Annotated in this window: 22 protein-coding genes; 16 read left to right on the forward strand and 6 right to left on the reverse strand. The window is 36.9% G+C overall.

The annotated features are described in order from the left end of the window. Positions 1–342: 342 nt before the first annotated feature. Positions 343–1,191 (reverse strand): prephenate dehydratase, encoded by an 849-nt coding sequence (pheA, locus tag AC4IFE_RS16320; RefSeq protein WP_490758200.1) that lies wholly within the window; start codon positions 1,189–1,191, stop codon positions 343–345. A 138-nt stretch (positions 1,192–1,329) separates the two neighbouring features. Further along, positions 1,330–1,752 carry an acyl-CoA thioesterase gene (locus AC4IFE_RS16325; protein WP_490758201.1) on the reverse strand — a complete coding sequence of 141 codons (423 nt, stop codon included), beginning with the start codon at positions 1,750–1,752 and terminating at the stop codon, positions 1,330–1,332. Positions 1,753–1,888: 136 nt separating this feature from the next. Between AC4IFE_RS16325 and dnaA the strand changes: the two genes are divergently transcribed. The 4 genes from dnaA to AC4IFE_RS16345 all read left to right on the forward strand — a co-directional run bounded on the left by dnaA (position 1,889) and on the right by AC4IFE_RS16345 (position 5,141). Beyond that, positions 1,889–3,343: a chromosomal replication initiator protein DnaA gene (gene dnaA, locus AC4IFE_RS16330; RefSeq protein WP_116011449.1), complete on the forward strand. Its 1,455-nt coding sequence runs from the start codon at positions 1,889–1,891 to the stop codon at positions 3,341–3,343. Between the two features lie 143 nt (positions 3,344–3,486). Further along, positions 3,487–3,936, forward strand: a complete 450-nt coding sequence (locus AC4IFE_RS16335) for a low molecular weight protein-tyrosine-phosphatase (RefSeq protein WP_490758202.1) — start codon at positions 3,487–3,489, stop codon at positions 3,934–3,936. 1 nt (position 3,937) lies between these two features. Continuing rightward, positions 3,938–4,441 carry a Cif family virulence factor gene (locus tag AC4IFE_RS16340; protein WP_490758203.1) on the forward strand — a complete coding sequence of 168 codons (504 nt, stop codon included), beginning with the start codon at positions 3,938–3,940 and terminating at the stop codon, positions 4,439–4,441. 1 nt (position 4,442) lies between these two features. Further along, a complete protein-coding gene (locus tag AC4IFE_RS16345) occupies positions 4,443–5,141 on the forward strand; it encodes an SAM-dependent methyltransferase (protein WP_490758204.1) in 699 nt (232 codons plus the stop codon). 167 nt (positions 5,142–5,308) lie between these two features. On the opposite strand, the gene AC4IFE_RS16350 is transcribed toward AC4IFE_RS16345, so the two are convergent. Further along, positions 5,309–5,686: a GxxExxY protein gene (locus AC4IFE_RS16350; protein ID WP_490758205.1), complete on the reverse strand. Its 378-nt coding sequence runs from the start codon at positions 5,684–5,686 to the stop codon at positions 5,309–5,311. A gap of 239 nt (positions 5,687–5,925) precedes the next feature. On the opposite strand from AC4IFE_RS16350, the gene AC4IFE_RS16355 reads away from it, so the two are divergent. Next, complete coding sequence (locus AC4IFE_RS16355; RefSeq protein WP_490758206.1) at positions 5,926–6,303, forward strand: hypothetical protein; 378 nt, start codon at positions 5,926–5,928, stop codon at positions 6,301–6,303. A 72-nt stretch (positions 6,304–6,375) separates the two neighbouring features. Here the strand turns inward: AC4IFE_RS16355 and AC4IFE_RS16360 are convergent, their stop codons facing one another. After that, on the reverse strand, positions 6,376–7,275 hold the full coding sequence (locus AC4IFE_RS16360; protein WP_490758207.1) for a DUF4349 domain-containing protein: 900 nt from the start codon (positions 7,273–7,275) through the stop codon (positions 6,376–6,378). 149 nt (positions 7,276–7,424) lie between these two features. Here AC4IFE_RS16360 and AC4IFE_RS16365 point away from each other — a divergent pair, with 149 nt between their 5' ends. The 7 genes from AC4IFE_RS16365 to AC4IFE_RS16395 all read left to right on the forward strand — a co-directional run bounded on the left by AC4IFE_RS16365 (position 7,425) and on the right by AC4IFE_RS16395 (position 15,680). Further along, positions 7,425–8,492 carry a DUF2891 domain-containing protein gene (locus tag AC4IFE_RS16365; RefSeq protein WP_490758208.1) on the forward strand — a complete coding sequence of 356 codons (1,068 nt, stop codon included), beginning with the start codon at positions 7,425–7,427 and terminating at the stop codon, positions 8,490–8,492. A gap of 38 nt (positions 8,493–8,530) precedes the next feature. After that, positions 8,531–9,376, forward strand: a complete 846-nt coding sequence (locus AC4IFE_RS16370; protein WP_490758209.1) for a helix-turn-helix domain-containing protein — start codon at positions 8,531–8,533, stop codon at positions 9,374–9,376. A gap of 89 nt (positions 9,377–9,465) precedes the next feature. Continuing rightward, positions 9,466–10,776, forward strand: coding sequence for a TolC family protein (locus tag AC4IFE_RS16375; RefSeq protein ID WP_490758210.1), 1,311 nt, complete (start codon positions 9,466–9,468; stop codon positions 10,774–10,776). Between the two features lie 22 nt (positions 10,777–10,798). Then, positions 10,799–11,917: an HlyD family secretion protein gene (locus AC4IFE_RS16380; protein WP_490758211.1), complete on the forward strand. Its 1,119-nt coding sequence runs from the start codon at positions 10,799–10,801 to the stop codon at positions 11,915–11,917. A gap of 237 nt (positions 11,918–12,154) precedes the next feature. Beyond that, complete coding sequence (locus tag AC4IFE_RS16385; RefSeq protein WP_490758212.1) at positions 12,155–13,747, forward strand: efflux MFS transporter permease; 1,593 nt, start codon at positions 12,155–12,157, stop codon at positions 13,745–13,747. A gap of 126 nt (positions 13,748–13,873) precedes the next feature. Continuing rightward, on the forward strand, positions 13,874–14,686 hold the full coding sequence (locus AC4IFE_RS16390) for a siderophore-interacting protein (protein WP_490758213.1): 813 nt from the start codon (positions 13,874–13,876) through the stop codon (positions 14,684–14,686). Positions 14,687–14,975: 289 nt separating this feature from the next. Next, complete coding sequence (locus AC4IFE_RS16395; RefSeq protein ID WP_490758214.1) at positions 14,976–15,680, forward strand: class I SAM-dependent methyltransferase; 705 nt, start codon at positions 14,976–14,978, stop codon at positions 15,678–15,680. On the opposite strand, the gene AC4IFE_RS16400 is transcribed toward AC4IFE_RS16395, so the two are convergent. Both AC4IFE_RS16400 and metG read right to left on the reverse strand, forming a co-directional pair. Beyond that, complete coding sequence (locus tag AC4IFE_RS16400; RefSeq protein WP_490758215.1) at positions 15,653–16,351, reverse strand: hypothetical protein; 699 nt, start codon at positions 16,349–16,351, stop codon at positions 15,653–15,655. The genes AC4IFE_RS16395 and AC4IFE_RS16400 overlap by 28 nt on opposite strands. Positions 16,352–16,373: 22 nt before the next feature. Further along, a complete protein-coding gene (gene metG, locus AC4IFE_RS16405) occupies positions 16,374–18,413 on the reverse strand; it encodes a methionine--tRNA ligase (RefSeq protein ID WP_490758216.1) in 2,040 nt (679 codons plus the stop codon). Positions 18,414–18,743: 330 nt separating this feature from the next. Here metG and AC4IFE_RS16410 point away from each other — a divergent pair, with 330 nt between their 5' ends. The 4 genes from AC4IFE_RS16410 (at position 18,744) to AC4IFE_RS16425 (ending at position 26,443) form a co-directional block, all read left to right on the forward strand. Then, the gene (locus AC4IFE_RS16410) at positions 18,744–21,479 is read left to right on the forward strand and encodes a SusC/RagA family TonB-linked outer membrane protein (protein WP_490758217.1); all 2,736 of its coding nucleotides are present in this window, start codon (positions 18,744–18,746) and stop codon (positions 21,477–21,479) included. A 12-nt stretch (positions 21,480–21,491) separates the two neighbouring features. Continuing rightward, the gene (locus AC4IFE_RS16415) at positions 21,492–23,081 is read left to right on the forward strand and encodes a RagB/SusD family nutrient uptake outer membrane protein (RefSeq protein ID WP_490758218.1); all 1,590 of its coding nucleotides are present in this window, start codon (positions 21,492–21,494) and stop codon (positions 23,079–23,081) included. Between the two features lie 19 nt (positions 23,082–23,100). After that, positions 23,101–24,210 (forward strand): SusE domain-containing protein, encoded by a 1,110-nt coding sequence (locus AC4IFE_RS16420; protein ID WP_490758219.1) that lies wholly within the window; start codon positions 23,101–23,103, stop codon positions 24,208–24,210. Positions 24,211–24,286: 76 nt separating this feature from the next. Next, positions 24,287–26,443 (forward strand): glycoside hydrolase family 97 protein, encoded by a 2,157-nt coding sequence (locus tag AC4IFE_RS16425; RefSeq protein ID WP_490758220.1) that lies wholly within the window; start codon positions 24,287–24,289, stop codon positions 26,441–26,443. Positions 26,444–26,554 lie beyond the last annotated feature (111 nt).

A 26,554-nucleotide genomic window follows, 5' to 3' on the forward strand; every position in this document is an offset into this window, starting at 1 on the left:
TGCAAAAATCATGCCTTGCATTATGTTTTTTTTAATTGTTTAATTATTATTGTGTTAATAATTTAAACAAATGTTTATTTTATAATGTATATTTCTCCGTAATGTGCTTATGTGTTAATATTTTTTAAATTAGTGCGGAGTAAAAATAGATATTTTATTTAATATATCATTATTTTATGAATTAAATATTTTTAACTTATTTAAAATTTTGCCATTTTTATGATGTTTTAAATTGTAATTGTAGTATTTTATTTCAATTATTTTGACCGTAAATATGATCATAAATAAAAAACACTGCAAAAATAGCAGTGTTAATTGATTTGTATTACGAATATATTTTTTTTAGCTTTCGAGAAGAAATTCCTTATAATTACCCAGAAAATCCACCTCTGCATTAATTGATTGAAGCTCTAAAAGAGCATTTCCGTGAAGTATTTCTTCCCATTTTCCCACTACATTGATAAAAAAGAAATAATTGCCCAGCCCTGTTTTCAGTGTCCGGGATTCAATTTTACTGAGGTTCATCTTTCGCCAGGCAAAAACAGACAGGACTTGATGAAGTCCACCCGCATGATCTTCCGGAAGATTGATCAGCATACCGGATTTTTCTCCTAAAACTTCAAGATGGGTGTTCTGATAAGCAGGCTGCTGTTTGGTGATGACAATAAAACGGGTATGGTTCTGCTCAAAATCCTGGATGTTACGGTGAACAATTTTCAATCCATACAGATTGGAGGCAAACTGGTTGGCTACAGCGGCTATTTTAAGATCTTTATTTTCAGAAACATATTTTGCTGCTGCTGCTGTAGAAGAAAAATCCTGTCTCGCTATTTCTTTATAGTGGGTATCCAGAAAATGGAAGCTTTGGGCCAGAGCCTGCGGATGCGAATATATTTTTTCTGTTTCTTCCATCCTGTTTTCAGGATGAATCATCAGATGATGGGCAATAGGCATTACTCCTTCTGCTTCAATTTTGATGGAAGGCGTTTTATATAAATAATCCAGCGTCATAGAAACAGTGCCTTCAATAGAATTTTCCAAAGGAACAACAGCTTTTTCAGCTTCTCCACTGTTAACAGCATTAAAGCAGTCCAAAATATTGGCCTGCGGTACAAGTTCTTCCCCCGGAAAAAGCTGTGTGGCTGCCAGTTGTGTGAAACTGGCGTGGGGTCCCAAGAATGCGATCTTCATATGTGATATATTAAAACGTAGATTATATTGAATTTATACTTAGAGATGCAAAGATGCAAATTAGTTTAAAAATAACCATCTCCTTCCTTGATTATATCTTAGTATCTATTGGTAGTCTGATAGTCTGTAACCTGCTACCTATAATCTGCCACCTGTTAACCAGTTTTCCTCAATAAGCTTCATCAGAAAATCCGGACATCTGATGATTTTGTTGGTTTTTGCATCCAGAAAGAACAGGGTAGTGGATGCCTCTGTAATCTTTACCCCTTCTTCATTGAAAATTTCATATTCAAATTCAATTCTTACCCCCGGAATTTTTTTAACGTAGGTATGAATTTCCAATTTTTGGTCGTACAGGGCGGGGCGGATGTATTTAATTTTATAATCTGAAACGGGAAGCCAAATTCCTTGGTTCTCAATTTCATCGTATGACATTCCTATGCTTCGGAAGAGTTCCACTCTGCCAATTTCAAGATACTCTGCATAGTTGCCATAGTACACATATTTCATAGGGTCTGTCTCTCCGTAACGTACTCGTATTGAGTGAGTTGTATGTATCATTGTTAGTCCTTATTTGCGCATACAAATATATTTTTAAATAATCAATACCTGCAATATTTTTTTTTGAAAAGAAAAAATTGGACCTTTGTCTTCCTTCTACAAAAAGTACTAACAAAGATTTAATCGGGGCATAAATATGGATGAAAATTTAATGATGATATGGCAGAAGTGTCTTCAGTTCATGCGTGATAATTTGAACGCAGCTGAGGATAATTCTGATCTTAAGAAGCTTGAAAAATCCTTCGACATGCTATTCGATAAGGTACAGCCACTTTCGTTGGTTGCCAATAACCTTACGCTTATAGTGCCGAGCGATTTTTACAAGGAATATATTGAGGATAATTACCTGTCCCTGCTTTCTGCTGCCCTGAAGAAAAATCTTGGAAAAGGAGTTAAACTATGGTACTCTGTCATGGAAAACAGGCCTACCGGAGAGGAAAAGCCAGTGACTATGAATATGAAGGGAAAAAGCGTTCCTACTCCCAAAATGCAGGAAACAATGCCGCAGGGATTCTCTGCAAACATTGTAAACCCTTTTGTAGTTCCGGGTATAAGAAAAGTAAATATAGATTCGAACCTGAAGTCTGATTATTCTTTTGATAATTATATAGAAGGAGAAAGCAATAAATTTGCTGCTACAGTGGCGAGATCAATTGCTAAAAGACCGGGAGCAACAGCTTTCAACCCATTATTTCTTCACGGAGGATATGGCGTGGGAAAGACGCATCTGGGACAGGCTGTAGGTCTTGAGGTAAAAAATCAGTTTCCGGATAAAGTAGTGCTTTATCTGTCTTCAGAAAAATTTATCCAGCAGTTCATTTCTGCAGCGAAAGCCCATAAGCAGACCGAGTTTGCGAACTTCTACCAAATGGTTGATGTTCTGATCATTGATGATATTCAGTTCCTGTCCGGTAAATCTGCTACACAGGACAGTTTCTTCCACATCTTTGACCACCTTCACCAGAACGGAAAGCAGATTATCCTTACCTCAGATAAGGCACCTGCAGATATCATGGATATTCAGGAAAGAATTGTTTCCCGTTTCAAATGGGGACTTTCTGCCGAGATCAAATCACCGGATCTTTCTACAAGAAGACAGATCATCGTAGACAAGCTGAGCCGGGACGGTATTGTTCTTCCGGGTGATATGCTGGATTTCCTTGCTGCTGAAGCTAAGACCAATGTAAGGGAGCTTATTGGGGTCATTAATTCTGTGATTGCTTATTCTACCGTATATAAAACAGATTTAAGCCTTGAATTACTGAAAGATACGATCAATAAGATTGCAGCCAACCAGAAGAAAGTGATCAATATTCCCTATATTCAGGAAGTGGTATGCGATTATTTCGGAATCAAAAAAGAACAGCTTCTTTCAAAAACAAGAAAAAGAGAAATTGCTCTTCCGCGACAATTGGCAATGTATTTTTCAAAAGAGCTTACTAATGCTACCTTTACAAAGATAGGTGAAGAGATGGGCGGAAAAGATCACTCAACGGTAATGTACGCTTGTGATACCATTAAAGATGTATCAAAAATTGATAAAGAAGTGAAGAAATACGTAAAAGATCTTGCGGAAAGAATCAAAAAATAAAGAATAATTTAATCTTAATAATTGAAATGGAGAATAATCGTTTTATTCTTCATTTTTTATTTAGTTTTGCTGCTGGAAGTTATGATCTGACATTCTTAATTGTCTTATGTATAAATCATTTATCTTTCAACTAATAAAATGATATGAAAATATTAATGGTCTGCCTCGGGAATATCTGCAGAAGTCCTTTAGCAGAAGGTATTATGAAGACGAAAGTCCCTGAAAGCTTTTTTGTAGACTCGGCAGGAACAATTTCTATGCACGAAGGGGAAGCTCCGGATAAAAGAGCTGTAAAAACAGCTGCAAACCATCATATTGATATTTCAAAACAAAGGTCAAGGCCTATTACAAAGATTGATTTTGAAACCTTTGACAAGATCTACTGTATGGATATTGATGTGTACGAAGATGTGGTCTCAAAAGCACAAAATGAAGAGCAGCGCCAGAAAATATCATTATTTATGTCTGCGTTGGGAGATCATAAAAATGCAGAGGTGCCAGATCCGTACTGGGGAGATATGAAGGATTTTGAAGACGTTTTCCAATTGTTGGATAAGGGCTGTGATGCTATTAAAAACCAAATTCTATCATAATATGAAAATATTGATCCTCGTAATTCTCTTAAGCTTTAATTTTTCTTTTGCCCAAACTAAGGATGAAACTGAAATCCGGAAAGTAATGGAAGAATTTATGCAGTGTATCAAAACCAGGGATGAAGCCAAATTTGTATCTTTATTCCAGGATCCCGTTCTTTGGACCGGAATTTATAATGACAGAACCCAGGCTAAACGTCTGGAAAAAAATTCGAAAGCAGAATACTATTTTACGGATGATTATAAAGCCTTTATCAGAAGCTTCAAAGATGATAAATCCGAAGAAAGATTCGACAATATCAAGATCATAGAAGACGGAGCTGTAGCCTCTGCCAATTTTGATTACAGTTTCTGGTATGAGGGAAAAATGGAAAATTGGGGCAAAGAAATCTGGACCCTGATGAAGATCCACGGAATATGGAAAATTACTTCAGTTACTTTTTCTATGGATCTTACAGAATATTTCCTTCAGCCTTCACTAAAAGAAAGAACTCAAAAACAATAAAATGCTTTTTTTACTGCCAGCCTATTTATCAGAAAATACTTCTATCACTCACTTTTCACCTGTTCTGAAAGATTATATCATGCAGACGGACTATTTTTTTGTAGAAAATGAAAAAACGGCCAGAAAGGTTATTAAATTCTTTGCTCCTGAAAAGAAGCAGTCTGACCTGAAGCTGTTCCTGCTCGATAAATACACGGAAAATGCTGATATCAAGGAAGCCCAGAACCTGATGCTGCAAGGACAGGATTTCGGACTCCTTTCTGAGGCTGGCCTTCCATGTATTGCTGATCCTGGAAATCTGATTGTGAAATGGTGTCATGAGAAAAATATCAGAGTGATTCCTGTTTCAGGACCTTCATCTATTATTTTAGCTTTAATCTCCAGTGGATTCAATGGACAGGAATTTACTTTTCATGGGTATCTTCCGATAGATAAGGGCGAAAAGAAAAAGCAGATTCAACGCCTGGAAAGTTTGGTGCAGCAGACTGGGTATTCTCAGATTTTTATGGAAACTCCTTACAGGAACAATCCGCTTTTTGAGGACCTTACAAAATTCCTTTCTCCCAATACAAAACTTTGCATCGCTGCCAATATCAACGATCCCGAGCATGAATTCATCCAGACAAAAACCATCAATGAATGGAAAAAAGTAAAGCCGGAACTCCACAAGATACCTGCTGTTTTCGTGTTGGGAAAATAGTACCTCTCGTCATTGCGAACCGCAGGTGAAGCAATCTCTATAGTGCGAATTTGATATATGGTGTAATATTGCTGTATTGGAAATGATTTTTTCTCGCAGATTAGCAGATTACGCAGATTTATAATACTCATAAAAAGATCTGCTCGATCTGCTAAATCTGCGAGAGATCAAATATTATTAACCACTCTTTTTATTCCATCTAAAATATTGGTTGTATTAAAATTAATCAACAGTCCCAGTTTCTTATTGGAAAGCTTCAGATAAGTAGCCAGTTGTTTAAAATGAATATCATTCAGGTTCTTTACGGATTTGAGTTCCAGAATTACTTTATCTTCAACCAGGATATCAATTCTAAAGCTGAAGTCAAATTCTTTACCATCATATACTATTGGAATTGCTGATTCAGTTTTTACATCGAGTCCATTCTCTTGTAGTTCATAAATAAGAATTTTTTGGTAAACAATTTCCAAAAGACCTGGTCCCAGCTTATTGTATACATTAAAGATGCATTTTCTTACGATATAAGAAATTTCATTTTCATCCATTTTATTTGTGTTTTAATCTTTACTAATTTAAATATTTTCAAGGACTAATGTTTCATAGATTACACCTCCTTATAAAGTTCAGAAAAAAATCAGCTTGATCTGCTAAATCTGTAAGAGTTTATAAATCATTAATCAGTTTTGAAATTTACCAACTTACCTATAAAAAACATTTAACAGCCCTTAACATGCCCTTTGCATCATTCTTGTTCTATAGAGCTTATAACACAAAAAAATAAATTATGTCAGACAAGAAATTAGCAGGACTTTGGTTAGATACAGAAAAAGCAATTGTTGTAAAGAATCACGATGCTCAGAATGCATTCAAGTTTTTCCTTTGCAGTCCTGTAAAAGCAGAAATACAGCATGGAAACTCAAGTGAAAATGCAGGAAATAATGCAGAACGTACTAATAGGGTAAAGTTCTTTAAAGAAATAGAACATCTCCTGACCAATTCTCAGGAAGTTTACATTACAGGTCCTGGAACTATTCAGGAAGAGCTTAAAAAGTATCTTCACGATACAGCTCAATTTAAAAATTTAACGATAACATTAGATTCAGCCCAAAAAATGTCGGATGAGCAGGTACTCGAAACCGTTAAAGATTTCTACAATGCTTAAATCATTGATCATGCAGTAAAAATCCGGATATCAGTAATGGTATCCGGATTTTTATTATCTGTACAAAACGTGTTATGGCTTTGTTCTCCCTGATTTCCATTTTCTCCATAAAAAGATCAGAATAGGGATAATAAGTAAGAATGGCCATAAGGAAATGATTCCCAGCAGAAAACTCATGAAACTGTTCCAGCCTTGCGTCACAGAATCTGCGAAACGGCTCCCAAAACCAATCTTTGAGGTTGCAGAACTTCTCACTTTTTCTTTATATAAACTCAGGTTGAGCGTACTGTAATTCACACGGTCATCAATGAATCGGAGTCTGCCTTCAGCTAGATCAATTTCATCTTCAAGCTCCCGGATGGTTTCCTGGATTTCGATCATGTCTTTTGTAGTAGAAGCACTTCTGAGCATATCGCGGTATTTCTCGAGATAGATCTTTTTATTGGCTAATTTAATGGAAACATCAGTGTATTCTTCGGTCACATCATCAGACGAAATGTTCTTGGATAAAACAGAACCCACACCGTCAGAAAATGAATTCACCAATGCATCGAAATTTTTATGCGGTACGCGGATGACCAGATCCAGATTATCGTCTACATCAGTGTTTTGGAACTGTTCAGATTGAATATAGGCATTATTTTTTTTCAGAATATCTCCCACCTGAGTCTGGGCTTTTTTGATATCTCCCACCTGGATTTTCATATTCCCGTTTTTAATGATTTTCTTAGCGATAGTATCCATCTTTTTAGGGGCTACGGAAGGTTGAGCAGATTTATTTACTGTTTCTGTTTTTTCAGAAATAGCTGCCTGATACATTTCTTTTGGTGCTGGGGGAGGCTGTACCTCATATTCTGCGGCAGCAACTTTGTCAGCGGAGACCGCCGGAGAGTAATTTACAGCTTCCAGTTCCGATTTCTTACATCCGCTCAGCAAAAGGAGTATACATAAAGGTAAAAATAATTCTTTCATGGATATTTTTTACAGAATCTTTATCAAAAAGCATGCTTAAAACTGTATTTAATTAAAAATTCATATGATTCTATAAAAAATATTGAAGTCTGTTTTTTGAATAGGTCTAAAAGCAATCAGAAATCTAAATTATTTTCTATTTTTATTGAATGAAAAAAAGTCTTTTAGCATTCACGTTTTTTCCTTTCTTGATCTGTGCCCAGGAAGTTCCGAAACTTACCGATGAAATGGCAGGTAAATTACTGGAAAAACCACTTCACTGCATCAATCAGGAATATCCAAATAAAACGGCACACATCATCAATAACGCCGGCGAAGTAACTCTGACTCCAAAAGATCTCCACCCAAGCTTTTACGGCTGTTTCGATTGGCACAGTTCCGTTCACGGACACTGGATGCTTGTGAGATTGCTGAAAACAAAACCCAATCTGGCCAATGCAAAAGATATTGAAAAAATCCTTGACAATTCATTAGGTAAAGAAAACCTGCAGGCTGAAGCCGATTATTTCACAAAATATGAATTGACCACCACATTTGAAAGAACTTATGGCTGGGCCTGGCTGTTGAAACTTGATGAAGAGCTGACCACATGGAATCATCCAAAAGCCAAGATCTGGCATGAGAATCTGAAACCTCTTACCGATCAGATTTTAAAATCATGGAAAGCCTATCTCCCCAAACAAACCTATCCGAACAGAACCGGAGTTCATCCAAATACAGCTTTTGGCCTGGCTTTCGCAATCGATTGGGCTAAAGCAAATCATGATCAGGAATTCGAAAATCAGCTGAAAGAAAAGGCCAGGTACTTTTATGTTAAAGATCAGAAAACTCCCGCTTATCTTGAGCCGGATGGATCCGATTTCTTTTCGCCGAGCCTTGAAATTGCAGATCTGATGAGAAGAGTACTGCCCCAAAAGGAATTTGTCCTGTGGCTGAATAACTTTTATGAAAAAAGAAGCCTGGAGAATATTGAAAAAATCCCGGTTGTAAGTGACCTGAGCGATTATCAGACCGTTCATCTGGTTGGTCTTTCCTTTTCCAAAGCCTGGTGTATGAAAGGGATATCAAAGGCACTTCCTGAGGGGCATCCGTTGAAAAAAGGTTTTAAGAAAACGGCGGATATATTTTTAGCCAAAGGACTTCCTTTATTGTTTCAAGGGAATTACGGTGGAGACCACTGGCTGGCGAGCTTTGCGGTATATTCCCTGGAAGACTAAATATTGTAGGCACAGAATATATTGGTTACATTTGTATTATGTCAGCCTTAGAAAAATTTGGTGTTGAAATTTTTACCCAGCACAATATTTTCGAGAGAATTTCTGCGGATAAACCTTTCCGTCCGGAAAATCCTGCCTTCATTTTCATTAAATCAGGGAGTATAAAGCTCCGTCAGCATTTCAGTGACCTGGAGCTGTCTGCCAATATGTTTATGGTTACGGATCCGCAGACAATTTATGAGATGGTTTCCGTAAGCGGAGATTTCCAGTCAAGAATGGTTTCTTATAAAAGAGAATTTATCTCTGCACTTTCATTGAAATTCAACAGGCTGATTACGTACCGTTATTTTCGTCAGCAGATGAATAGAGGCGTACCTTTTCCTGAAAACGAAATGGAAGTGGTCTGGAAAAGCGTCAATTTCCTGAAATTTATTCTGGATACAGATGCAGAAATGCTCTATAAAAAAGAAATGGTGGAGCATCTTTTCTCTGTTTTTTGCTACCAGATGGCCGGGATTATTTCCAAAGAAGATAATAATTCTATGAACCAGATGTCCAGGCAGGAAGAGATCGTTTTTGTATTTCTGACAGACCTGTCAGAACATCACCTGACGGAAAAGAGTGTTGAGTTTTATGCCGAACGGCAGTCGATTACAACCAGACATCTTTCTTCCGTAGTGAAATCCATTACAGGAAAATCTGCCAGGCAGATCATTGCTTTAATCGTGATGAATGAGGCAAAAGTGCTTTTGAACTCCTCCAATAAACCTGTTTCGGAAATTTCATCTATCCTTGGCTTCAGTGATCAATATGCTTTCTCTCACTTTTTTAAAAAGCATCTTGAAGTAAGCCCACGACAGTACAGGCACCAGTTCGAAAATTAAAATCTTACATTTGAACATCTTTTTCCAAAAATCAAACATTTGATTGACTTTTTCGCTGCCGTAACTTTGCCTTCGTAAAACAAGGTAAAATGACAAAGAATATAAAAACAGCACTATCATTAGTGGTAGCTTTATTTCCTGCGCTGTTTTTTTCTCAACAGATTAAACAGATGACCGAAGGTGAAGTCGCCGATATGGCTGTAAACAATCACCAGCAGTTAAAAGTGGCTGCACAGAATATTGACATTGCAAAACAAAATACAAATGTTGCAAAACTTCAGAAGCTTCCTAATATTACAGCTTCTACAAGCCAGTTCTATTTAGGCGATGCTGTAGCGATTGATAAAGATTTTTCGAATTCAACCAATATCCCGATGCCTCACTACGGAAGCTCATATGCTGTACAGGCAACCCAGCTGATTTTTAAAGGAGGTTTGGTGAATAAATCCATTGAGATGGCTGGCCTTCGGGAGCAGCTTTCTGAACTGGATCTTGAAAAAAATAAGCTTGATGTAAAATTTCTGGTGATCTCCAATTATCTGGACATCTATAAAATGATCAATCAGGAAGCTGTTTTTCAAAATAATAAAAAGCTCGCTCAGGAACGTCTGAAAAATATACAGAAATTCTACCAGCAGGGAATGGTGACCCGAAATGAGGTGATCCGTGGAGAACTGGCGATCAAAAATCTTGATCAGGGAATTCTGACATTGACGAATAATAAAAAGATCCTTAATTACAATTTAAATATTGCCTTGGGGCTTCCTTCCGAAACGGAGATCATTCCCGTTGAAAGTTTAACGGATAAGGAATCCGGAATAGGTATGGATTATTATATGGATCTTGCCCACAACAGCAATCCTCAGTTGAAATCTGCAGAGAAGAATATAGATGTAGCCAATAAAAACATTGAGATCATCAAAACAGATCAGCTGCCAACCCTTTCCGGATTCGGAGGCTATACTTTACAACGTCCGGTTACCACAAGAAATCCTGTTTTGGATATGTATTCCGGAGGATGGCAGGCAGGCGTTTCTCTGAGCTATAATATTGATAATTTATATAAAACAAAAGAGAAAGTAAAGTTGGGTGAACTGCAGAAAACGCAGGCAAATGATGCCGTGACACTGGTTCAGCAGAACGTAGATATGGCTGTCAATGCAGCGTACGTAAAGTACCAGGAATCGGTTCAGCAGGCAGATATTCTGAATGACGCAAAAAGACTGGCAGAAGAAAACTACAAGATCACAGAAGCCAAATATTTAAACCAATTGGCAGTACAGGCTGAAATGATTGATGCACAGAACCAGAAGCTACAGTCGGAACTGGATTACGCTAATGCAGAGATCAATGTTCTGTATCAATATTATAACCTGCTGAAGGCTGCAGGAACTCTTTAATGTAAAACTGAAAATCAAGATAATGGAAAACAAGGAACAAACCACTCAAAATACTCATGCCGCTCCGGCACAGTCAGGAGCTGCAGTTAAAAAGAAACAGAATAAAAATAATAAAATCAGGGCTATTATTTCCAATACAGTTGTATTTCTGATAATTGGATTCGGACTTTTCTGGCTGGTCCGTGAATATTTCCATATCGGAGATAAAACCTACACGGAAGCGGCCCAGGTAGAAGAATTCATTAATCCTATCAATACAAGGGTTTCTGCTTACATCAAAGACATAAAATTCATCGAACACCAGAAGGTTAAAAAAGGAGATACCCTGGTAGTTCTGGATAAAAATGAATTATTAACCCAGTTAGGTCAGGCGGAAGCTGCTTATCAGAATGCAATTGCCCAGAGATCGGCAACAAGCTCATCTGTAAATACAGTTTCCAATAACGTAAGTGTCATGGAATCCAATATCGCCGGCGCCAAAGCCAGATTATGGAATGCAGAGCAGAATTTAAACCGTTATAAAAACCTTCTTGCTGCAGAAGCAGTGACCAGACAACAGTACGACCAGATCAAAACGGAATATGATGCTCAGAAAGCAGCGTATGAGACTTTGGTCAATCAGAAACAGTCGGCTAACCTTTCCACAACTGAGGTAAAAAGCAAATTAGGAATTAATAATGCTGAAATCAAAAGAACAAAAGCAGCATTGGACATGGCAAAGATCAATCTTTCTTATACTGTCATCACAGCACCTTACGATGGAATCATGGGACGCAGAACAATCTCTGAAGGACAATTGATTCAGCCGGGTCAGCAGGTCGCTACCATCGTTCTGAATGGTCAGAAATGGGTAACAGCTAATTTCCTGGAAAGCCAGATGCCAAATATCAGGATCGGTCAGAAAATGATGATGGCCGCTGATGCTTTAGGCGGAAAAAAATTCGAAGGGGTAGTAACAGCTATTTCAGCTGCGACAGGCTCAAAATATTCAAGTGTCCCTACGGATAATTCTACAGGTAATTTTATCAAGGTGCAGCAAAGAATCCCAGTCAGAATAGAATTCACTAATTCTAATAAAAAAGAAGATCTGGATAATCTGAGCGCGGGAATGAATATGAATGTGAATATTAATCAGGATTGAAAGATTTAAAAATTTTATGATTAAAAGATTTTTAGAAAGGAAGCCGGAGGTCAGAAGAAGAAAGTTGATGCAGGCTGATCATAACTTCCGGCCCTCTTTATTACTTTTTTTAATCTTTTCAAACTGAACTTATATGGAATGCAGAAATATGCAGACAAAGAGCAACTTCAATCTTCCATCTTCCATCTTCTGCTTCCATACCTAACTTCTAACCTCTAATATCTAACTTCTAAATTCATGTACAACAAAGGATTATATAACGACTGGGTGCCAAAACCCGTACAGCTGCTGCTCATCGTACTGCTATTGGCGGTAGTGATGCCGCTTGGCGGGGTGTATACCGGAAACATCAGCTATCTGGTGAGCGGTAGCGGGGCAATGACAGAATATTTTATGTGGGCCAACTATGCCACCACAATAGGGATGGGTGCCTGTATGCCGATCGTTCTCAGGCTGAAGATGCGATTCAAGGTGAGAGATAAAATGACAGTCTTGCTTGTACTTTTAGGGGTACTGAGCTATATTAACGGCACCACGATGCAACCCATGATCTTTGTGTTTACAGCTTTGTTTATCGGGTTTTTAAAAATGATGGTGACGATAGAGCTATTTCTTCCGTTAATGATGATGATCGGGAACAGGGGAATGTTTTACGGACTGTTTTACACCTTTGTTTTGGTGATGAACCAGGTGGCGGCTTATTATGCGGTGGTTGTTTCCATTCATTACAACTGGCAGCATTTCTATATCATTGCAGCGGTATTGTGTTTCATTCTTGCCCTGATCCACTGGATATGTATGCATGATAAATACTTTGCGCTAAAAGTTCCGCTACATTATATCGACTGGATGAGCATCATGTTGTTTGTTTCGACGTTTATGTTTTCCGCTTATGTTTTTTCTTTTGGGAAACAGCAGGATTGGTGGAATTCAAAAAATATTATGAATGCGAGTATCGCTGCTTTTGTAAGCTTTGCATTGTTGGTGGTTCGTCAGTTTACCTTAAAAAGACCTTATCTTTCATTCAAGATATTCAAAAAAAATAATGTACAGCATGGACTGTTTATGCTTTTGTTTCTGGGAATGTTTTTAGGAACGACTTCGCTTCAGAATACCTTTGCGGTAGGAGTTCTCGGATATGATCAGCAGACAAATGCGAGACTGAATATACTTATGATTCCAGGAATTATTCTGGCAGGCGTGATTGCTGTATTCTGGTTTAAAAAAGAAATACCATTGAAAATGTACATCTTCTCGGGATTTTCAGCGATGATGGGCTATGCATTGATTATGTACTTTTCGATGGTTTTAGAATTCAATTATGAGAACTGGTACCTGCCGATGTTTTTGAAAGGATTCGGGATGTGCTCACTGTTTATTTCAGTATGGTTTTATACTCTGGATAAACTTGAAATGGATGATATGCTGGCTGCTATCGGACTGGTGCTGGTATGGAGAACTTTCCTGGCGGTAGGATTTTTCTCAGCATTATATTCGTGGTTTCAGTATCGTTTTCAGATAACGGCAGTTGGAGATCTGGCGGTGTATATCGACGGTATGACCGTGAGTCCTCAAACATTAGCTGCGAATATGAAAACACTTCAGCTGAATGCCATCCTTGTTTCCGGCAAAAAGATCTTCGGATATATTATTTTGACAGGTTTTGGAGTGCTGCTTTATGTAATGACGCATCATTTCGGAAGAGAAAGGTTCCAATATCTGAGATTCATCAGGGTTCTTGGCGGTAAATCCGTCATTGCCAGAAGAAGACTTAGGGAAAGAAAAAAATTATTAGAAGAAATAAAAGACGCAGCCGGGCCTGCGGTTTAAAGATACCTTGTTTTTCACGAGTAAAGCTCTGCTATAATTTTTTAGTGGGGCTTTACTTTTTTTTAAATTAATTATTTTTATTTAGACAAAATAAAATTAAATTTGTGTGAATTTAAATTAAAGTATATGACAAGAATTCAAACAGGCCGGATCGTTACAGAACTGATAAGAAAAGAATATATCACAGATCATTATATCAGAGTGTATCTGTACTCTCCTGAAGCTCATATGTTTAAAAATACCACCATTGGTGATAATAATAAGATTGCGGTACCTCCTGCAGGTTTGGATGAAGTTCATTTTCCAACCCTGGATGAAAACCGTCAGTGGGTTTATCCGCCAAAAAAAGTGGCTCCAGCCGTAAGAACCTATACCCACAGAGGCATTGATCTTGAAAAAAATGAGCTGATCATTGATTTTGTAGACCATGGCGATGGTGGGCCTGCATCAAGATGGGCCCGTGAATCTGAACCCGGCTCCAAGCTTGGCATTATGATGAGGACGGAAGCTAAAAAAATGTATCCGGATGTTGAATGGTACCTGTTTGTAGGAGATGCAACTGCCATTCCTGTTCTGAGTGCGATGCTGGAAACTTTACCGGAAACAGTAAAAGGGGTCTGCATCATAGAAGTTCATGGAAAAGAAGATGAACAGATCCTTGAAACCAAAGCTGATATTGAATTTAAATGGCTTCATAATCCTATCCCACACATCAGCAGTAAAATGGCAGATGTTGTAAAAGATATTGCTATTCCGGAAACCACTAAATTCGGATATGTTGCGGCAGAGTTTGAAAGTGTAAAAGAAATCCGTACGTATCTGAGAAAAGAAAAAAACTGGACTTCAGAAGAGCTTAATGCCTATTCTTATTGGAAGGCCGGTGTTGCAGAGAATGAATCGGAGAAGGACAGGCATAAGGAGAAGGATTCGATGGGGTAGGATTATTAGGTCAATGGTGAATTTTGCTTTGCAAGTGAATGGTGAATGGCGGGTTTAAGAGCCGAGAGCCAAGAATCAAGAATCAAGAACCAAGAACCAAGAACCAAGATATCCCATACCAGACGATAATTCATTAACTTAATAATTACAGACCAGTAACCAGCAACTAACAAACCAGCAACCAAAATCACTTTCAAACTCATTTACTCTTAAACTCTCAATCCCCTCACCTCAGTCAAACTTGCAATCCGAACCCGAAACTCTTATCTTTGCACCCTTAAATACAGCAATGAAAGATTTAATGGGTAAAGCAGTCTGGGATTATTTTCGCAATGAAAACCCTGAGGATCTGCAGACAGAAACATCAATATCGGAACTGGATGAGCTTCCGGTAGCATACCTTTTCAGAGATTTTGACGAGATGAACGATATTGAGCAGAAAGCACTTGAACTGGCTCAGGGGAAAGTTCTGGACATTGGTGCCGGTGCCGGTTCTCATACTTTGTATCTTCAGAACGAAAGAAATCTTGATGTGCTGGCACTGGATATTTCACCAAAATCTACTGAGGTCTGTAAGCTTAGGGGAATTAAAAAAGTAGTATGCGAAAATATGCTTGATTTTTCAGACGAAACTTTTGATACCGTTCTGCTTCTGATGAATGGAACCGGAATTTTTGAAAGTCTGGAAAAAATTGATGCCTATCTTCAGAAACTGCATACTTTAATCAATGATAATGGACAGATCCTGATCGACAGTACGGATATTCTGTATATGTTCGACCGTGATGAAGATGGGGGAGTTTATATTCCGGCAGGAGGCTATTATGGTGAACTGGATTATGTGGTTCATTATAAAGGAGAATCTGAAGATCCCATCAAATGGCTTTACCTTGATTTTACAACTTTGAAAAATGCTGCAGAAAATAACGGCTTTAAGGTAGAAAAAATAATGCAGGATGAAGATTCCTATCTGGCAAGTCTGACGAAGAAGTAGCTTGAGAATATATCCTGAAAAGCATAGATTATTACAATCATTACAACGGAAATAAGAATTGGGAAAATATAGGAAGCTGCTCTGTAAGGCAGCTTTTTCGGTGTAAATGATACCGATAATATAAGCAAAATTAACATTCCGATTCCACCTACAGAAAGCTCAGGATTTCTTGTAAGTCTAGAGGTATTTTGAGTCCCGATTTTATACAAAAAAGAAACTAAGAGATGCTGAACAGGCAGATAGAGAAATCCAAAAATAAAAGTAAAAACGGCTGGTGCATATTTTTTTAATTTAATAAAATTTATTCCCAATAATATTGATCCCGGAATGGTTCCCAAAATAAAACTGATTATTAAAATGACATCCCTTGGAAATAATTGTATGGCACTTGGATCTTCTGTAATATGATCTTTCCACATTTCCTGCTCTTCCTGAAATTCTAATTCTTCCCGCTCCTTTTTATGCTGAATGATGTTTTGGATCTGTGATTTTTCTTGTTCGCTGAAAGTTTTCCCTCTTTCTTCCAATACTTCAAAAGCCATTTGAACAGCTTCAGGAGTAAAGCGATTTCCCTCTCTTAGATAATTTTCCAGTTCAGGATCGGATAATTTTCGTAAAACACTTTTTTTCACCATAGCTTTAAAAATAAATGGGCATTTAAGAATGCCCATTTTTATCCTTGTAAGTTTAAAATTATCCTATCTCAATACCATTTTCCACATTGCTGTCATCCGGTGTTACGAAAGACAGTTTTCCATCAGGTTTTGTTGTTAATAAGAACATTCCCTGAGATTCAATTCCTCTGATCTTTCTTGGAGCAAGATTCAGTAAGATCATCACCTGCTTTCCGATAAGCTCTTCCGGTGTGAAGCTTTCTGCAACACCTGAAACCACAGTTCTGATATCAACGCCTGTATCTACTTTAAATTTTAATAATTTATCCGCTTTTTCCACTTTTTCAGCTTCTAAAATGGTAGCTGTTCTAAGGTCTATTTTAGCAAAATCATCAAAAGAAATCTCTTCTTTCATAGGGTTGGCGTTAGGGTTTGTTTTTTTATTGTTTTGTTTGGTCTGCTCCAGTTTTTCAATCTGAGCTTCGATCACGCTGTCTTCAATTTTTGAATAAATTAAAGGAGCTTTTTCTACAATTTTATGTCCTGTTTCAATTAAAACTTTTGAATCTTCAATAGTAGTCCAATCTAATTGGCTAACATTGAAAATTTCATAGATTTTTTCAGCTGTGAAAGGAAGGAAGGGCTCAGCTAAATTTCCTAATGCAACTGCAATTTGAGCTCCGATAAATAATGTATTTTTAGTCTTTTCTAAATCATTTTCAAAAGTTTTCCACGGTTCTTCATTTTGAAGATATCCATTTCCAAACCTTGCTAAATTCATAAAAGCAGTTAAAGCATTTCTGAATTCGTAATTATCCAAATAGTTTCTTATTTCAATAGCGCTTCTACTGATTTGTTCAAGCTCAGGAGCATTTATATCTCCTTCAGGAACTTCACCATTAAAATATTTATTAATTAAAACAGCAACGCGATTTATGAAATTCCCAAAAATATTTACCAGCTCAGAATTATTTTTAGTCTGGAAATCTTTCCATGTAAAATTATTGTCTTTTGTTTCCGGAGCAGATGAAAGAAGGGCATACCTTAAAACATCCTGCTGACCAGGGAACTCTTCTACATATTCATGTGCCCATACTGCCCAGTTTCTTGACGTTGAGATCTTATCATTCTCAAGGTTTAAGAATTCGAAAGCAGGAACATTCTTCGGCATGATATAGTCACCGTGAGCTTTCATCATCGCCGGGAAAATAATACAGTGGAACACAATATTATCCTTTCCGATGAAATGAACAAGATCACTGTTTTCACTCTGCCAGTAATCTTTCCAGTCTTTTCCGTTTTTCTCTGCCCATTCTTTAGTGAAAGAAATATATCCGATAGGAGCATCAAACCAAACATAAAGCACTTTTCCTTCTGCATTCGGAAGCGGTACCGGAACTCCCCAGTTCAGGTCTCTTGTCATGGCTCGCGGCTTCAGACCGTCATTTAACCATGATTTTACCTGTCCGTATACATTCGGCTTCCAGTCGTCCTTATGGCCTTCAATGATCCATTCGTTCAGGAAATCTTCATATTCATTTAAAGGAAGATACCAGTTTTTGGTTTCCTTAAGAATCGGAACATTTCCGCTTAACATGGATTTCGGATTGATAAGCTCTGAAGGGGATAGGGTAGAACCACACTTTTCGCACTGATCTCCGTAAGCATTTTCATTGCCACAGTTGGGGCATGTTCCAACAATATACCGGTCTGCGAGAAATTCTCCGGCCTGTTCATCAAAATACTGCTCAGAAACCTCTTCTGTGAATTTCCCTTTTTCATAAAGAACTTTAAAGAAATCCTGGCTCGTTTCGTAATGTTTTTTAGAAGTTGTTCTGGAATATTCATCAAAAGAAATTCCCAGATCCGAAAAAGATTTTTTGATGATCTCATGGTATTTATCCACAATATCCTGAGGTGTTACTCCTTCTTTTTTTGCTCTGATGGTAATAGGAATTCCATGCTCATCCGATCCGCAGATAAACGCTACATCTTTTCCTAATCTTCTCTGAAATCTTGCGTAGACATCCGCAGGAATATATACACCTGCCAAATGTCCTATATGAACCGGTCCGTTTGCATAAGGCAAAGCTGCCGTAATCATCTTTCTGTTTGACATTTATCGTAAAGTTTTAACTGCAAAGATAAGGATTATCTCCTAGAACCGCCTAATATTCGGTTATAATAAGTTTTTGGTCTGTGTGACAGATTGAAATATTACATTTAGTTAAACAAATGTTTAACTTTTTGTTAATTACACTAATATATTATGTATTGCATATATTAACGTAATGTTATGGAAAACAGTTGTTTGGTTTTTTGACAGACAAGCAATTTACATAAATTTATCTAAATTTTCAATAATATTATAATAATTCTAAAATTTTTATAAATTGCAAGGCTGGTTGTACAGCTTTATTAAGAAAACGAAACTAAAAAAAACGATATTGTGAAAAATTTTACAACGGTATTAAAAATTGCGCCTGCCTTTTTATTGGCCAGCTCAATGATACATGCACAGACACAGGACTCTATAACCAAGGAGAAGAAGATTGAAGAGGTTGTATTGATCGGGTATGGAAAGCAGAAAAAGACGGATGTGACCGGATCAATTTCTTCCATCAGCGCAAAAGATTTTAATGGTGGAGCTACTTCACCCGGACAACTGATTCAGGGAAAAACTCCCGGAGTTGCTATTGTTGGGAATAGTGGAGCACCAGGAGCTGGAACTTCTATCAGAATCCGTGGAATAGGATCTTTGAATGGATCGCAGTCTCCATTGATTGTAATCGACGGTGTTCCTCAGGATTTTAGTGGAATAAGTGGAGCTTCAGATCCTCTTTCTTTAATTAACCCAAATGATATCCAAACATTTGATATTTTAAAAGATGCTTCCGCTACTGCAATCTATGGAAACAGGGCTTCTAATGGGGTAATTTTAATTACAACAAAACAAGGAACTGCTGGAAAATTGAAAGTAAATTTTTCAACTTTGGCCTCAGTTTCGACGAAAATGGGGAATGTAGATGTTTTAAATGCTGATGAATTCAGATCTTTTGTTAATCAGAATGCTACACCAAGCTATGTAGCAAGATTAGGTTCTGCAAATACAAATTGGCAGGATCAGATTTACCAAAAAGCATGGGGAACAGATAATAATGTTGCTATTTCTGGAGGTGTTAAAGGTTTACCTTACAGATTATCATTAGGTTATAATGAGCAAAATGGTATTGTAAAAACAAACTCTTTCCGCAGAACATCAGCTGCATTAAATTTGAATCCTAAATTTTTTGATAATCATCTAAGCGTTAATATTAATGCAAAAGGAACATTTACAGATAACCGTTTTCCCGCAAGTGGTGTAATTGCAAATGCTACTTATTTTGATCCTACTCAACCGGTTTATTCAGGTAATCCTAATTATGGAGGATATTATGAATGGCTAGATCCGGCTTCTGCAACAGGTCTTAATGTAAATGCAACTGCGAATCCTGTAGCACAGTTAAATGCTGTGAGAGATGTTTCTTCTGTTTGGAGAGCCTTAGGAAATATACAGTTAGATTATAAATTACATTTTTTACCTGATTTACATTTCAATGTAAATGCAGGATATGATTATTCAAAAGGAGAAGGAGCAACAACAATTGATCCTGCTTATAAATCAGGTATTGGTGTATTAGGTTCTTATCGACCTTATTCCATGGAAAAGAAAAATAAGCTGTTAGAAACTTATTTTAACTATACAAAAAATATAACGACTTTAAATACAAATGTTGACCTAACAGCTGGTTATTCTTATCAGGATTTTCATACCACTGCACCACTTGTCGTTACAAATCAGGGAAATGGGCAAACGGCAGGACAGGTAAATGCTATTGACAGAAAATTAGTTTTGCTTTCATTTTATGGAAGAGCAATATTTACAATTGCTAACAAGTATATTATTTCAGGATCAATAAGAAGAGACGGCTCTTCAAGATTTTATAATGGAACGAGAGACAATCTTTGGGGTAATTTCCCGGGAGTGTCTGTTGCTTGGAAGATTAATGAAGAAGAATTTCTTAAAAACTCAGGTCTTAATACTTTAAAATTGAGAGCAGGTTGGGGAAAAACAGGAAATAATGAACTGGGAGACAATTATTATCCTGCGTTTGCGTCATATAGTCCAAGTGTTCCAGGAGCACAATATCAATTTGGCTCACAATATTATTATATGCTGAGACCGGATATTTATAACCCTAATTTGACTTGGGAAACAACAACTACTCAAAACTTAGGGATAGATTATGGTTTTGCAAAAAACAGAATTTTTGGATCAATAGATATTTTTAAGAAAAAAGCTGAAAAACTTTTAGTTGATTCACCAATTGCTGCAGGAGATTTAAGTAACCATAATATTTTAAATGTCGGTAATATGGATACTAAAGGTATTGAAGGTTCAATTACTTTCGTGCCTGTGAAAAACGAACATACAACTTGGGAACTCTCATTCAACGCTACACATTATAATTCTAAAGTTACTAATCTTTTGAGTGCAGCAAATGATTCTTTTTATATTCCTGTAGGAGATATTACTGGAGGTGTTGGAAATAAAATTCAGGCTCATGCGGTTGGATATCAACCATATTCTTTTTTAGTTTATCAACAAGTGTATGATAACAATGGAAAACCTCTTGACGGAGTTTTCGTAGATAGAAATGGTGATGGACTTATCAATTCTAGTGATATGTATTATTATAAATCTACTCAGCCAGATGCAATTCTAGGTTTTAATACAAAAATTAATTATAAAAACTGGGATTTTGGATTAAGCGCAAGAGCTGTTTTAGGAAACTACGTTTATAATAATGCTGCTTCGAACAGTTCTTTACAGTCAGCATCAACAAATAGTTATTTGCAGAACGTATATTCTTCTACACCACAATATCAGTTCTCGTTACCTAGATATTTCTCTGATTTGTTTATTGAAAATGCATCATTCTTCAGATTAGATAATGTGAATTTAGGATATAATTTTAAAGATGTATTTAGTAAAGGAAGCAGCTTGAAAGTTTACGGAATGCTTCAGAATGTTTTTGTAATCACAAAATATTCAGGAGTTGACCCTGAAATCTTCGGAAACATAGATAATGGTTATTATCAAATGCCAAAAGTGTATTCTTTGGGACTTAATTTTCAATTTTAATTAGAAAGACAAATGAAACCTAATAAAAATATTTTCAAAAAAATAACAATAGCAGCAGCTTTTGGATTACTGATGATTTCAACATCATGTGTTAGTGATCTGGAGCAAGAACCAAGAACTGGAGTTACTTCCACAAATGTTTTTAATGATTTTGCAAATTACCCAAGTGCCTTAGCTAAGGTGTATGGTGGTTTTGCTAGCGGAGGACAGGAAAGTAATGGTGGAAATTCGGACATCAATGGGATTGATGGAAACTTCTCTCAGTATACAAGATTGCTGTATACAATGCAAACATTACCAACTGATGAAGCTGTAATTGCATGGAATGACGGTACTTTACAGACAATACATAAAATGACCTGGGATTCTTCAAATGAATTTATTGCTGGAATGTATTACAGAATTTATACAGAAATTGCTTTTTGTAACGAATTTTTAAGAAATGTTAGTGATGAAAAATTGGCGTCAAATAACATTACAGGAGATAATCTTACAGAGGCAAAATATATGAGAGCTGAAGTTAGATATTTAAGAGCATTATCATATTATTATGCTTTAGACTTATATGGAAATGTACCTTTTGTTGATGAAAGCTATTTGCCTGGTTCCGTGAATCCACCTCAAAGAATCACTAGGGCCAACTTATTCAACTATGTTGAATCTGAATTGTTGGCAGTGGCTAATGAAATGAGAGATGCAAGAACTAGTGCTTATGGCAGAGCAGATAAGGCTGCTGCTTGGTCATTGCTTGCAAGACTTTATTTGAATGCGCCAATATATAATGGAAGCAATCATAATAATGATGTTATTACTTATACTAATAAAGTAATTGCAGCGGGATATTCTTTAAAGACTAAATATAAAGACTTATTTCTTGCTGACAATGATAAGAATAATGCTGAAACTATTTTTCCTATTGTATTTGATGGAGTTCATACTCAAACTTCCGGTGGATCTACTTACATGGTTCATGCCGCGGTCGGAGGAACGATGCCTTCAGAAAGTATGTTCGGAATCAATGGAGGATGGGGTGGTCTAAGAACTACAAAATCCTATGTAGCATTATTTACAAACTCTAGTGATCAGAGAGGAAATTTCTACACAAGCGGTCAAAATCTTGAAATTAACAATTTAGGCGAATTTACAGATGGCTATGCCTTTATTAAATATAAAAACCTAACAAGTACTGGGCAGTTTGGGTCAGACAGTGCTAAGAATTTCTGTGATGCAGATATTCCTTTGTTTAGACTTGCAGATATTTATTTAATGTACGCCGAAGCAACTTTAAGAGGAGGTAATGGAAATGCAGCTACTGCTTTACAATATATCAATACTATCAGAAATAGAGCTGGTTATACTACACCACTTTCATCTATTAATTTGGATTTTATTCTGGATGAAAGAGGAAGAGAATTAGGATGGGAGATGACGAGAAGAACAGATCTTATTCGCTATGGCAAATTTACAACAGGATCATATTTATGGCCATGGAAAGGTGGTATTAAAGATGGTAAAGGCGTTGAAGATTTCAGAAATCTTTATCCAATTCCTGCTAAAGATATCGTTGCGAATCCAAATCTAATTCAGAATCCTGGATACTAATCTTAAAAACACTATTAAAATGAAACATTTATTTAAAATATTAGCAATAGCTTTTATAGGTCTTTGGGTTGTATCTTGTGAAAAAGATGAAGATCAGGCAACTTTAAATGAAACAAGTCAAAGCAAACTTTCTTCTGATAAAACGACGCTTATTTTAAGCGAAATTATCTCTGATAATACTGCAATAAGCTTTACATGGCAAAAATCTCAATTCAATGTGGCAATAGTTCCTACTCAGCAAATTGAATTTGGAATTAAAGGTCAGAACTTTAAAAAGAGTGTTACTTATGATATTGCAAGTGATGCAGTTGCAGGTAATATAACTCATGGAGGATTAAATACATTAATGTTTAATTTAGGAGCAACACCTGGAATTGTAAATGATATCGAAGCTAGATTAAAAACTGGAGCAGGATCAGCCGCTTTTTATTCAAATGTAATTGCACTTAAAATAACTCCTTATACTCCAAATCCGGATATTACTTATCCAAAGATCAATGTTCCTGGAAGTTACGCAGGAGCAGCAGGATATGCAGATTGGACACCTGGAAATTCACCAAATTTATTCTCTCCCGGAAAAAATAGTGAATATAGAGGATTCATCTATGTGACTGCAGCCAATAGTGAATATAAGTTTACAATCAATGAAGATTGGGCAGGTGACAAAGGAGATGATGGAACGTTTACTGGAAAATTGTTGGAAAGTGGTGAGGTTAACATTAAAGCTGCAACAGCTGGAACTTATTACATTAAAGCCGATTGGGCAGCAAATACTTATTCATCTGTGAAAGCCGCCTTCGGAATTATTGGTGATGCTACACCTACAGGTTGGGGATCAGATACAGATTTTGTTTACAATCCAACAACTAAAACTTTTGTAATCAATTCAATTGCATTAAATACCTCTGGAGTATTCAAATTCAGAGCCAATGACGATTGGGCAATGAAATTCCAGCCTAAAAAAGATGATGAAACTCTGGTTTCAGGAAAGGCTGTACAATCTTATTTCAGTGCTGAAAATACAGTAGACGGTGATCCTAATTACAAAGTATCCGAAGCAGGTAACTATAAAATTGAACTGGATTTACATAATTCAGCATTTTATAAGCTAACTGTTACCAAATTGTAAAACATACAAAATAATTTGATAAAGTGTTGCTTTACCGCAGCACTTTATCTATTTTTAAAGTTTATAAATAATCATTATGAAGAAAATTACAGTTGGAGCCCTATTGCTCTCAATGATGTTCGCGGGTGTTAATGCACAATCTTTAAAATCACCGGATGGAAAGTTTGAAATGAATTTCCAGCTGAAACAGGGAGTACCTTATTATAATCTTAAATATAATGGTGCTGTGGTGGTAGAAGATTCTAAATTAGGATTAAGATTATTTAAAGACACAGCCATCAAATTTGCTTCCGAAATTGCAAAAGCTGAAGATGCAAAATTTGATCTGAACAACGGTTTCACAAAAACAGACGAAAAACGTGATTCTAAAAATGAAACCTGGCAGCCGGTTCTTGGTGAAAAGAAAAATTATATCAACAATTACAACGAACTAGCGGTTACCCTTGACCAGGCTTCTACAAACAGAAGTATCGTTGTAAAATTCAGGCTGTTCAATGATGGATTAGGATTCAGATATGAATTTCCACAGCAGAAAAACCTGAACTATTTCGTAATCAGAGAAGAAGATTCAGAAATCGACTTTCCTACAGACATGAAAGCCTGGTGGATCGTGGCAGACTACGATTCTCAGGAATACCAGTATCAGGAAACAAAAATCTCTGAGATTCCTTCCCAATGGAATAAAGCATTCGATGCCAATGCTTCACAGTCATTAGTTAAAAATGCGGTACAGTCTCCATTAATGCTTAAAAAAGAAGGTAAAGATCCTTTGTATGTGAATGTTGCAGAAGCTGCTGTTTTAGATTATCCCGCTTCCCATCTTGAGGTAGATGCCCAGAATTTTAAATTCAAAACACATCTTACTGCCGACAGACAGGGAGCTAAAGGATATATTCAAACCCCTTCGGTAACGCCATGGAGAACAATTATCGTTTCCCCGAAAGCGGAAGAGGTGATGGAATCCAAAATGATCTTCAATCTTAACGAACCTACAAAATATACCGATACTTCCTACATTCACCCTACAAAATACATGGGTGTATGGTGGGAAATGATTATCGGAAAATCCCAGTGGGCCTATTCTACTGCAGAAAACGTGCATCTGGACAAAACAGATTTCTCAAAACTGACGCCGAACGGAAAACATGCAGCAAACAATACCAAAGTTAAAGAATACATCGATTTTGCGGCTGAAAACGGCTTTCAGGGATTACTGATTGAAGGCTGGAACATTGGTTGGGAAGACTGGTTCGGGCATTCCAAGGAATTTGTTTTCGATTTCATTACGCCATATCCGGATTTTGACATCAAAATGCTGAATGATTATGCGCATTCAAAAGGGATTAAGCTCATTATGCATCATGAAACGTCAGGTTCTGCCACCAACTATGAAAGATGGTCCGACAAGGCTTTCCAATTGATGAACAAATATGGCTATGATGCGGTTAAAACAGGTTATGTAGGTGATATTATTCCAAGAGGAGAACATCACTATTCCCAGTGGACGATTAACCATTTCTACAGGATTGCTGAAAAAGCGAATGACTATAAAATTATGGTCAATTCCCACGAGTCCGTTCGTCCTACAGGAGAAAGCCGTACTTACCCGAACTATATTTCAGCAGAAGCAGCAAGAGGAACCGAGTATGAAGCATTTGGCGGAAATAAGCCGGATCACCAGACCGTTCTTCCGTTCACAAGATGGATGGGTGGTTCTATGGATTATACGCCGGGAATTTTCCAGACTAAACTGGATTATTACTTCCCTGGAGATAAACGTTTCGTAAAGACAACATTGGTAAAACAGCTTGCCTTGTATGTTACGATGTATATGCCTCTTCAGATGGCGGCAGACCTTCCGGAAAACTACAAAAAGCACATGGATGCATTCCAGTTCATAAAAGATGTTGCGGCAGATTGGGATGATACTAAAATCTTAGCTGCGGAACCTGGCGATTATGTAGTGACGGCCAGAAAAGCAAAGGGTACAGACAACTGGTTTGTAGGAGGTATTACCGATGAAAATAAACGTGAATATACCGTAGATTTCTCTTTCCTGGACAAAGGAAAAAAATATGAGGTAACCGTTTATGAAGATGGAAAAGATGCAGATTATATTGATAATCCTCAAAGCTATAACATCTACAAAAAACAGATCACCAGCAAATCTAAATTGAATTTCAAAATGGCGAGAAGCGGCGGTTTTGCAGTTTCTGTTAAGCCTGTCAATTAAGATTTAATTCATAAGTTTGTTATGCCCCGGTTCATTATATTCGGAAAATGGGCCGGGGCATGACTTTTTTTAGCTAAAAAACACTGACAAAATATAAGTTATACTGAACAG

It is taken from the genome of Chryseobacterium sp. UF-81, assembly GCF_058245105.1.

Excerpts from the sequence above, each read along its gene's own strand:
- pheA (WP_490758200.1), bottom strand. The coding sequence starts at position 1,191 with ATGAAGATCGCATTCTTGGGACCCCACGCCAGTTTCACACAACTGGCA.
- AC4IFE_RS16325 (WP_490758201.1), bottom strand. The coding sequence starts at position 1,752 with ATGATACATACAACTCACTCAATACGAGTACGTTACGGAGAGACAGAC.
- dnaA (WP_116011449.1), top strand. The coding sequence starts at position 1,889 with ATGGATGAAAATTTAATGATGATATGGCAGAAGTGTCTTCAGTTCATG.
- AC4IFE_RS16335 (WP_490758202.1), top strand. The coding sequence starts at position 3,487 with ATGAAAATATTAATGGTCTGCCTCGGGAATATCTGCAGAAGTCCTTTA.
- AC4IFE_RS16340 (WP_490758203.1), top strand. The coding sequence starts at position 3,938 with ATGAAAATATTGATCCTCGTAATTCTCTTAAGCTTTAATTTTTCTTTT.
- AC4IFE_RS16345 (WP_490758204.1), top strand. The coding sequence starts at position 4,443 with ATGCTTTTTTTACTGCCAGCCTATTTATCAGAAAATACTTCTATCACT.
- AC4IFE_RS16350 (WP_490758205.1), bottom strand. The coding sequence starts at position 5,686 with ATGGATGAAAATGAAATTTCTTATATCGTAAGAAAATGCATCTTTAAT.
- AC4IFE_RS16355 (WP_490758206.1), top strand. The coding sequence starts at position 5,926 with ATGTCAGACAAGAAATTAGCAGGACTTTGGTTAGATACAGAAAAAGCA.
- AC4IFE_RS16360 (WP_490758207.1), bottom strand. The coding sequence starts at position 7,275 with ATGAAAGAATTATTTTTACCTTTATGTATACTCCTTTTGCTGAGCGGA.
- AC4IFE_RS16365 (WP_490758208.1), top strand. The coding sequence starts at position 7,425 with ATGAAAAAAAGTCTTTTAGCATTCACGTTTTTTCCTTTCTTGATCTGT.
- AC4IFE_RS16370 (WP_490758209.1), top strand. The coding sequence starts at position 8,531 with ATGTCAGCCTTAGAAAAATTTGGTGTTGAAATTTTTACCCAGCACAAT.
- AC4IFE_RS16375 (WP_490758210.1), top strand. The coding sequence starts at position 9,466 with ATGACAAAGAATATAAAAACAGCACTATCATTAGTGGTAGCTTTATTT.
- AC4IFE_RS16380 (WP_490758211.1), top strand. The coding sequence starts at position 10,799 with ATGGAAAACAAGGAACAAACCACTCAAAATACTCATGCCGCTCCGGCA.
- AC4IFE_RS16385 (WP_490758212.1), top strand. The coding sequence starts at position 12,155 with ATGTACAACAAAGGATTATATAACGACTGGGTGCCAAAACCCGTACAG.
- AC4IFE_RS16390 (WP_490758213.1), top strand. The coding sequence starts at position 13,874 with ATGACAAGAATTCAAACAGGCCGGATCGTTACAGAACTGATAAGAAAA.
- AC4IFE_RS16395 (WP_490758214.1), top strand. The coding sequence starts at position 14,976 with ATGAAAGATTTAATGGGTAAAGCAGTCTGGGATTATTTTCGCAATGAA.
- AC4IFE_RS16400 (WP_490758215.1), bottom strand. The coding sequence starts at position 16,351 with ATGGGCATTCTTAAATGCCCATTTATTTTTAAAGCTATGGTGAAAAAA.
- metG (WP_490758216.1), bottom strand. The coding sequence starts at position 18,413 with ATGTCAAACAGAAAGATGATTACGGCAGCTTTGCCTTATGCAAACGGA.
- AC4IFE_RS16415 (WP_490758218.1), top strand. The coding sequence starts at position 21,492 with ATGAAACCTAATAAAAATATTTTCAAAAAAATAACAATAGCAGCAGCT.
- AC4IFE_RS16420 (WP_490758219.1), top strand. The coding sequence starts at position 23,101 with ATGAAACATTTATTTAAAATATTAGCAATAGCTTTTATAGGTCTTTGG.
- AC4IFE_RS16425 (WP_490758220.1), top strand. The coding sequence starts at position 24,287 with ATGAAGAAAATTACAGTTGGAGCCCTATTGCTCTCAATGATGTTCGCG.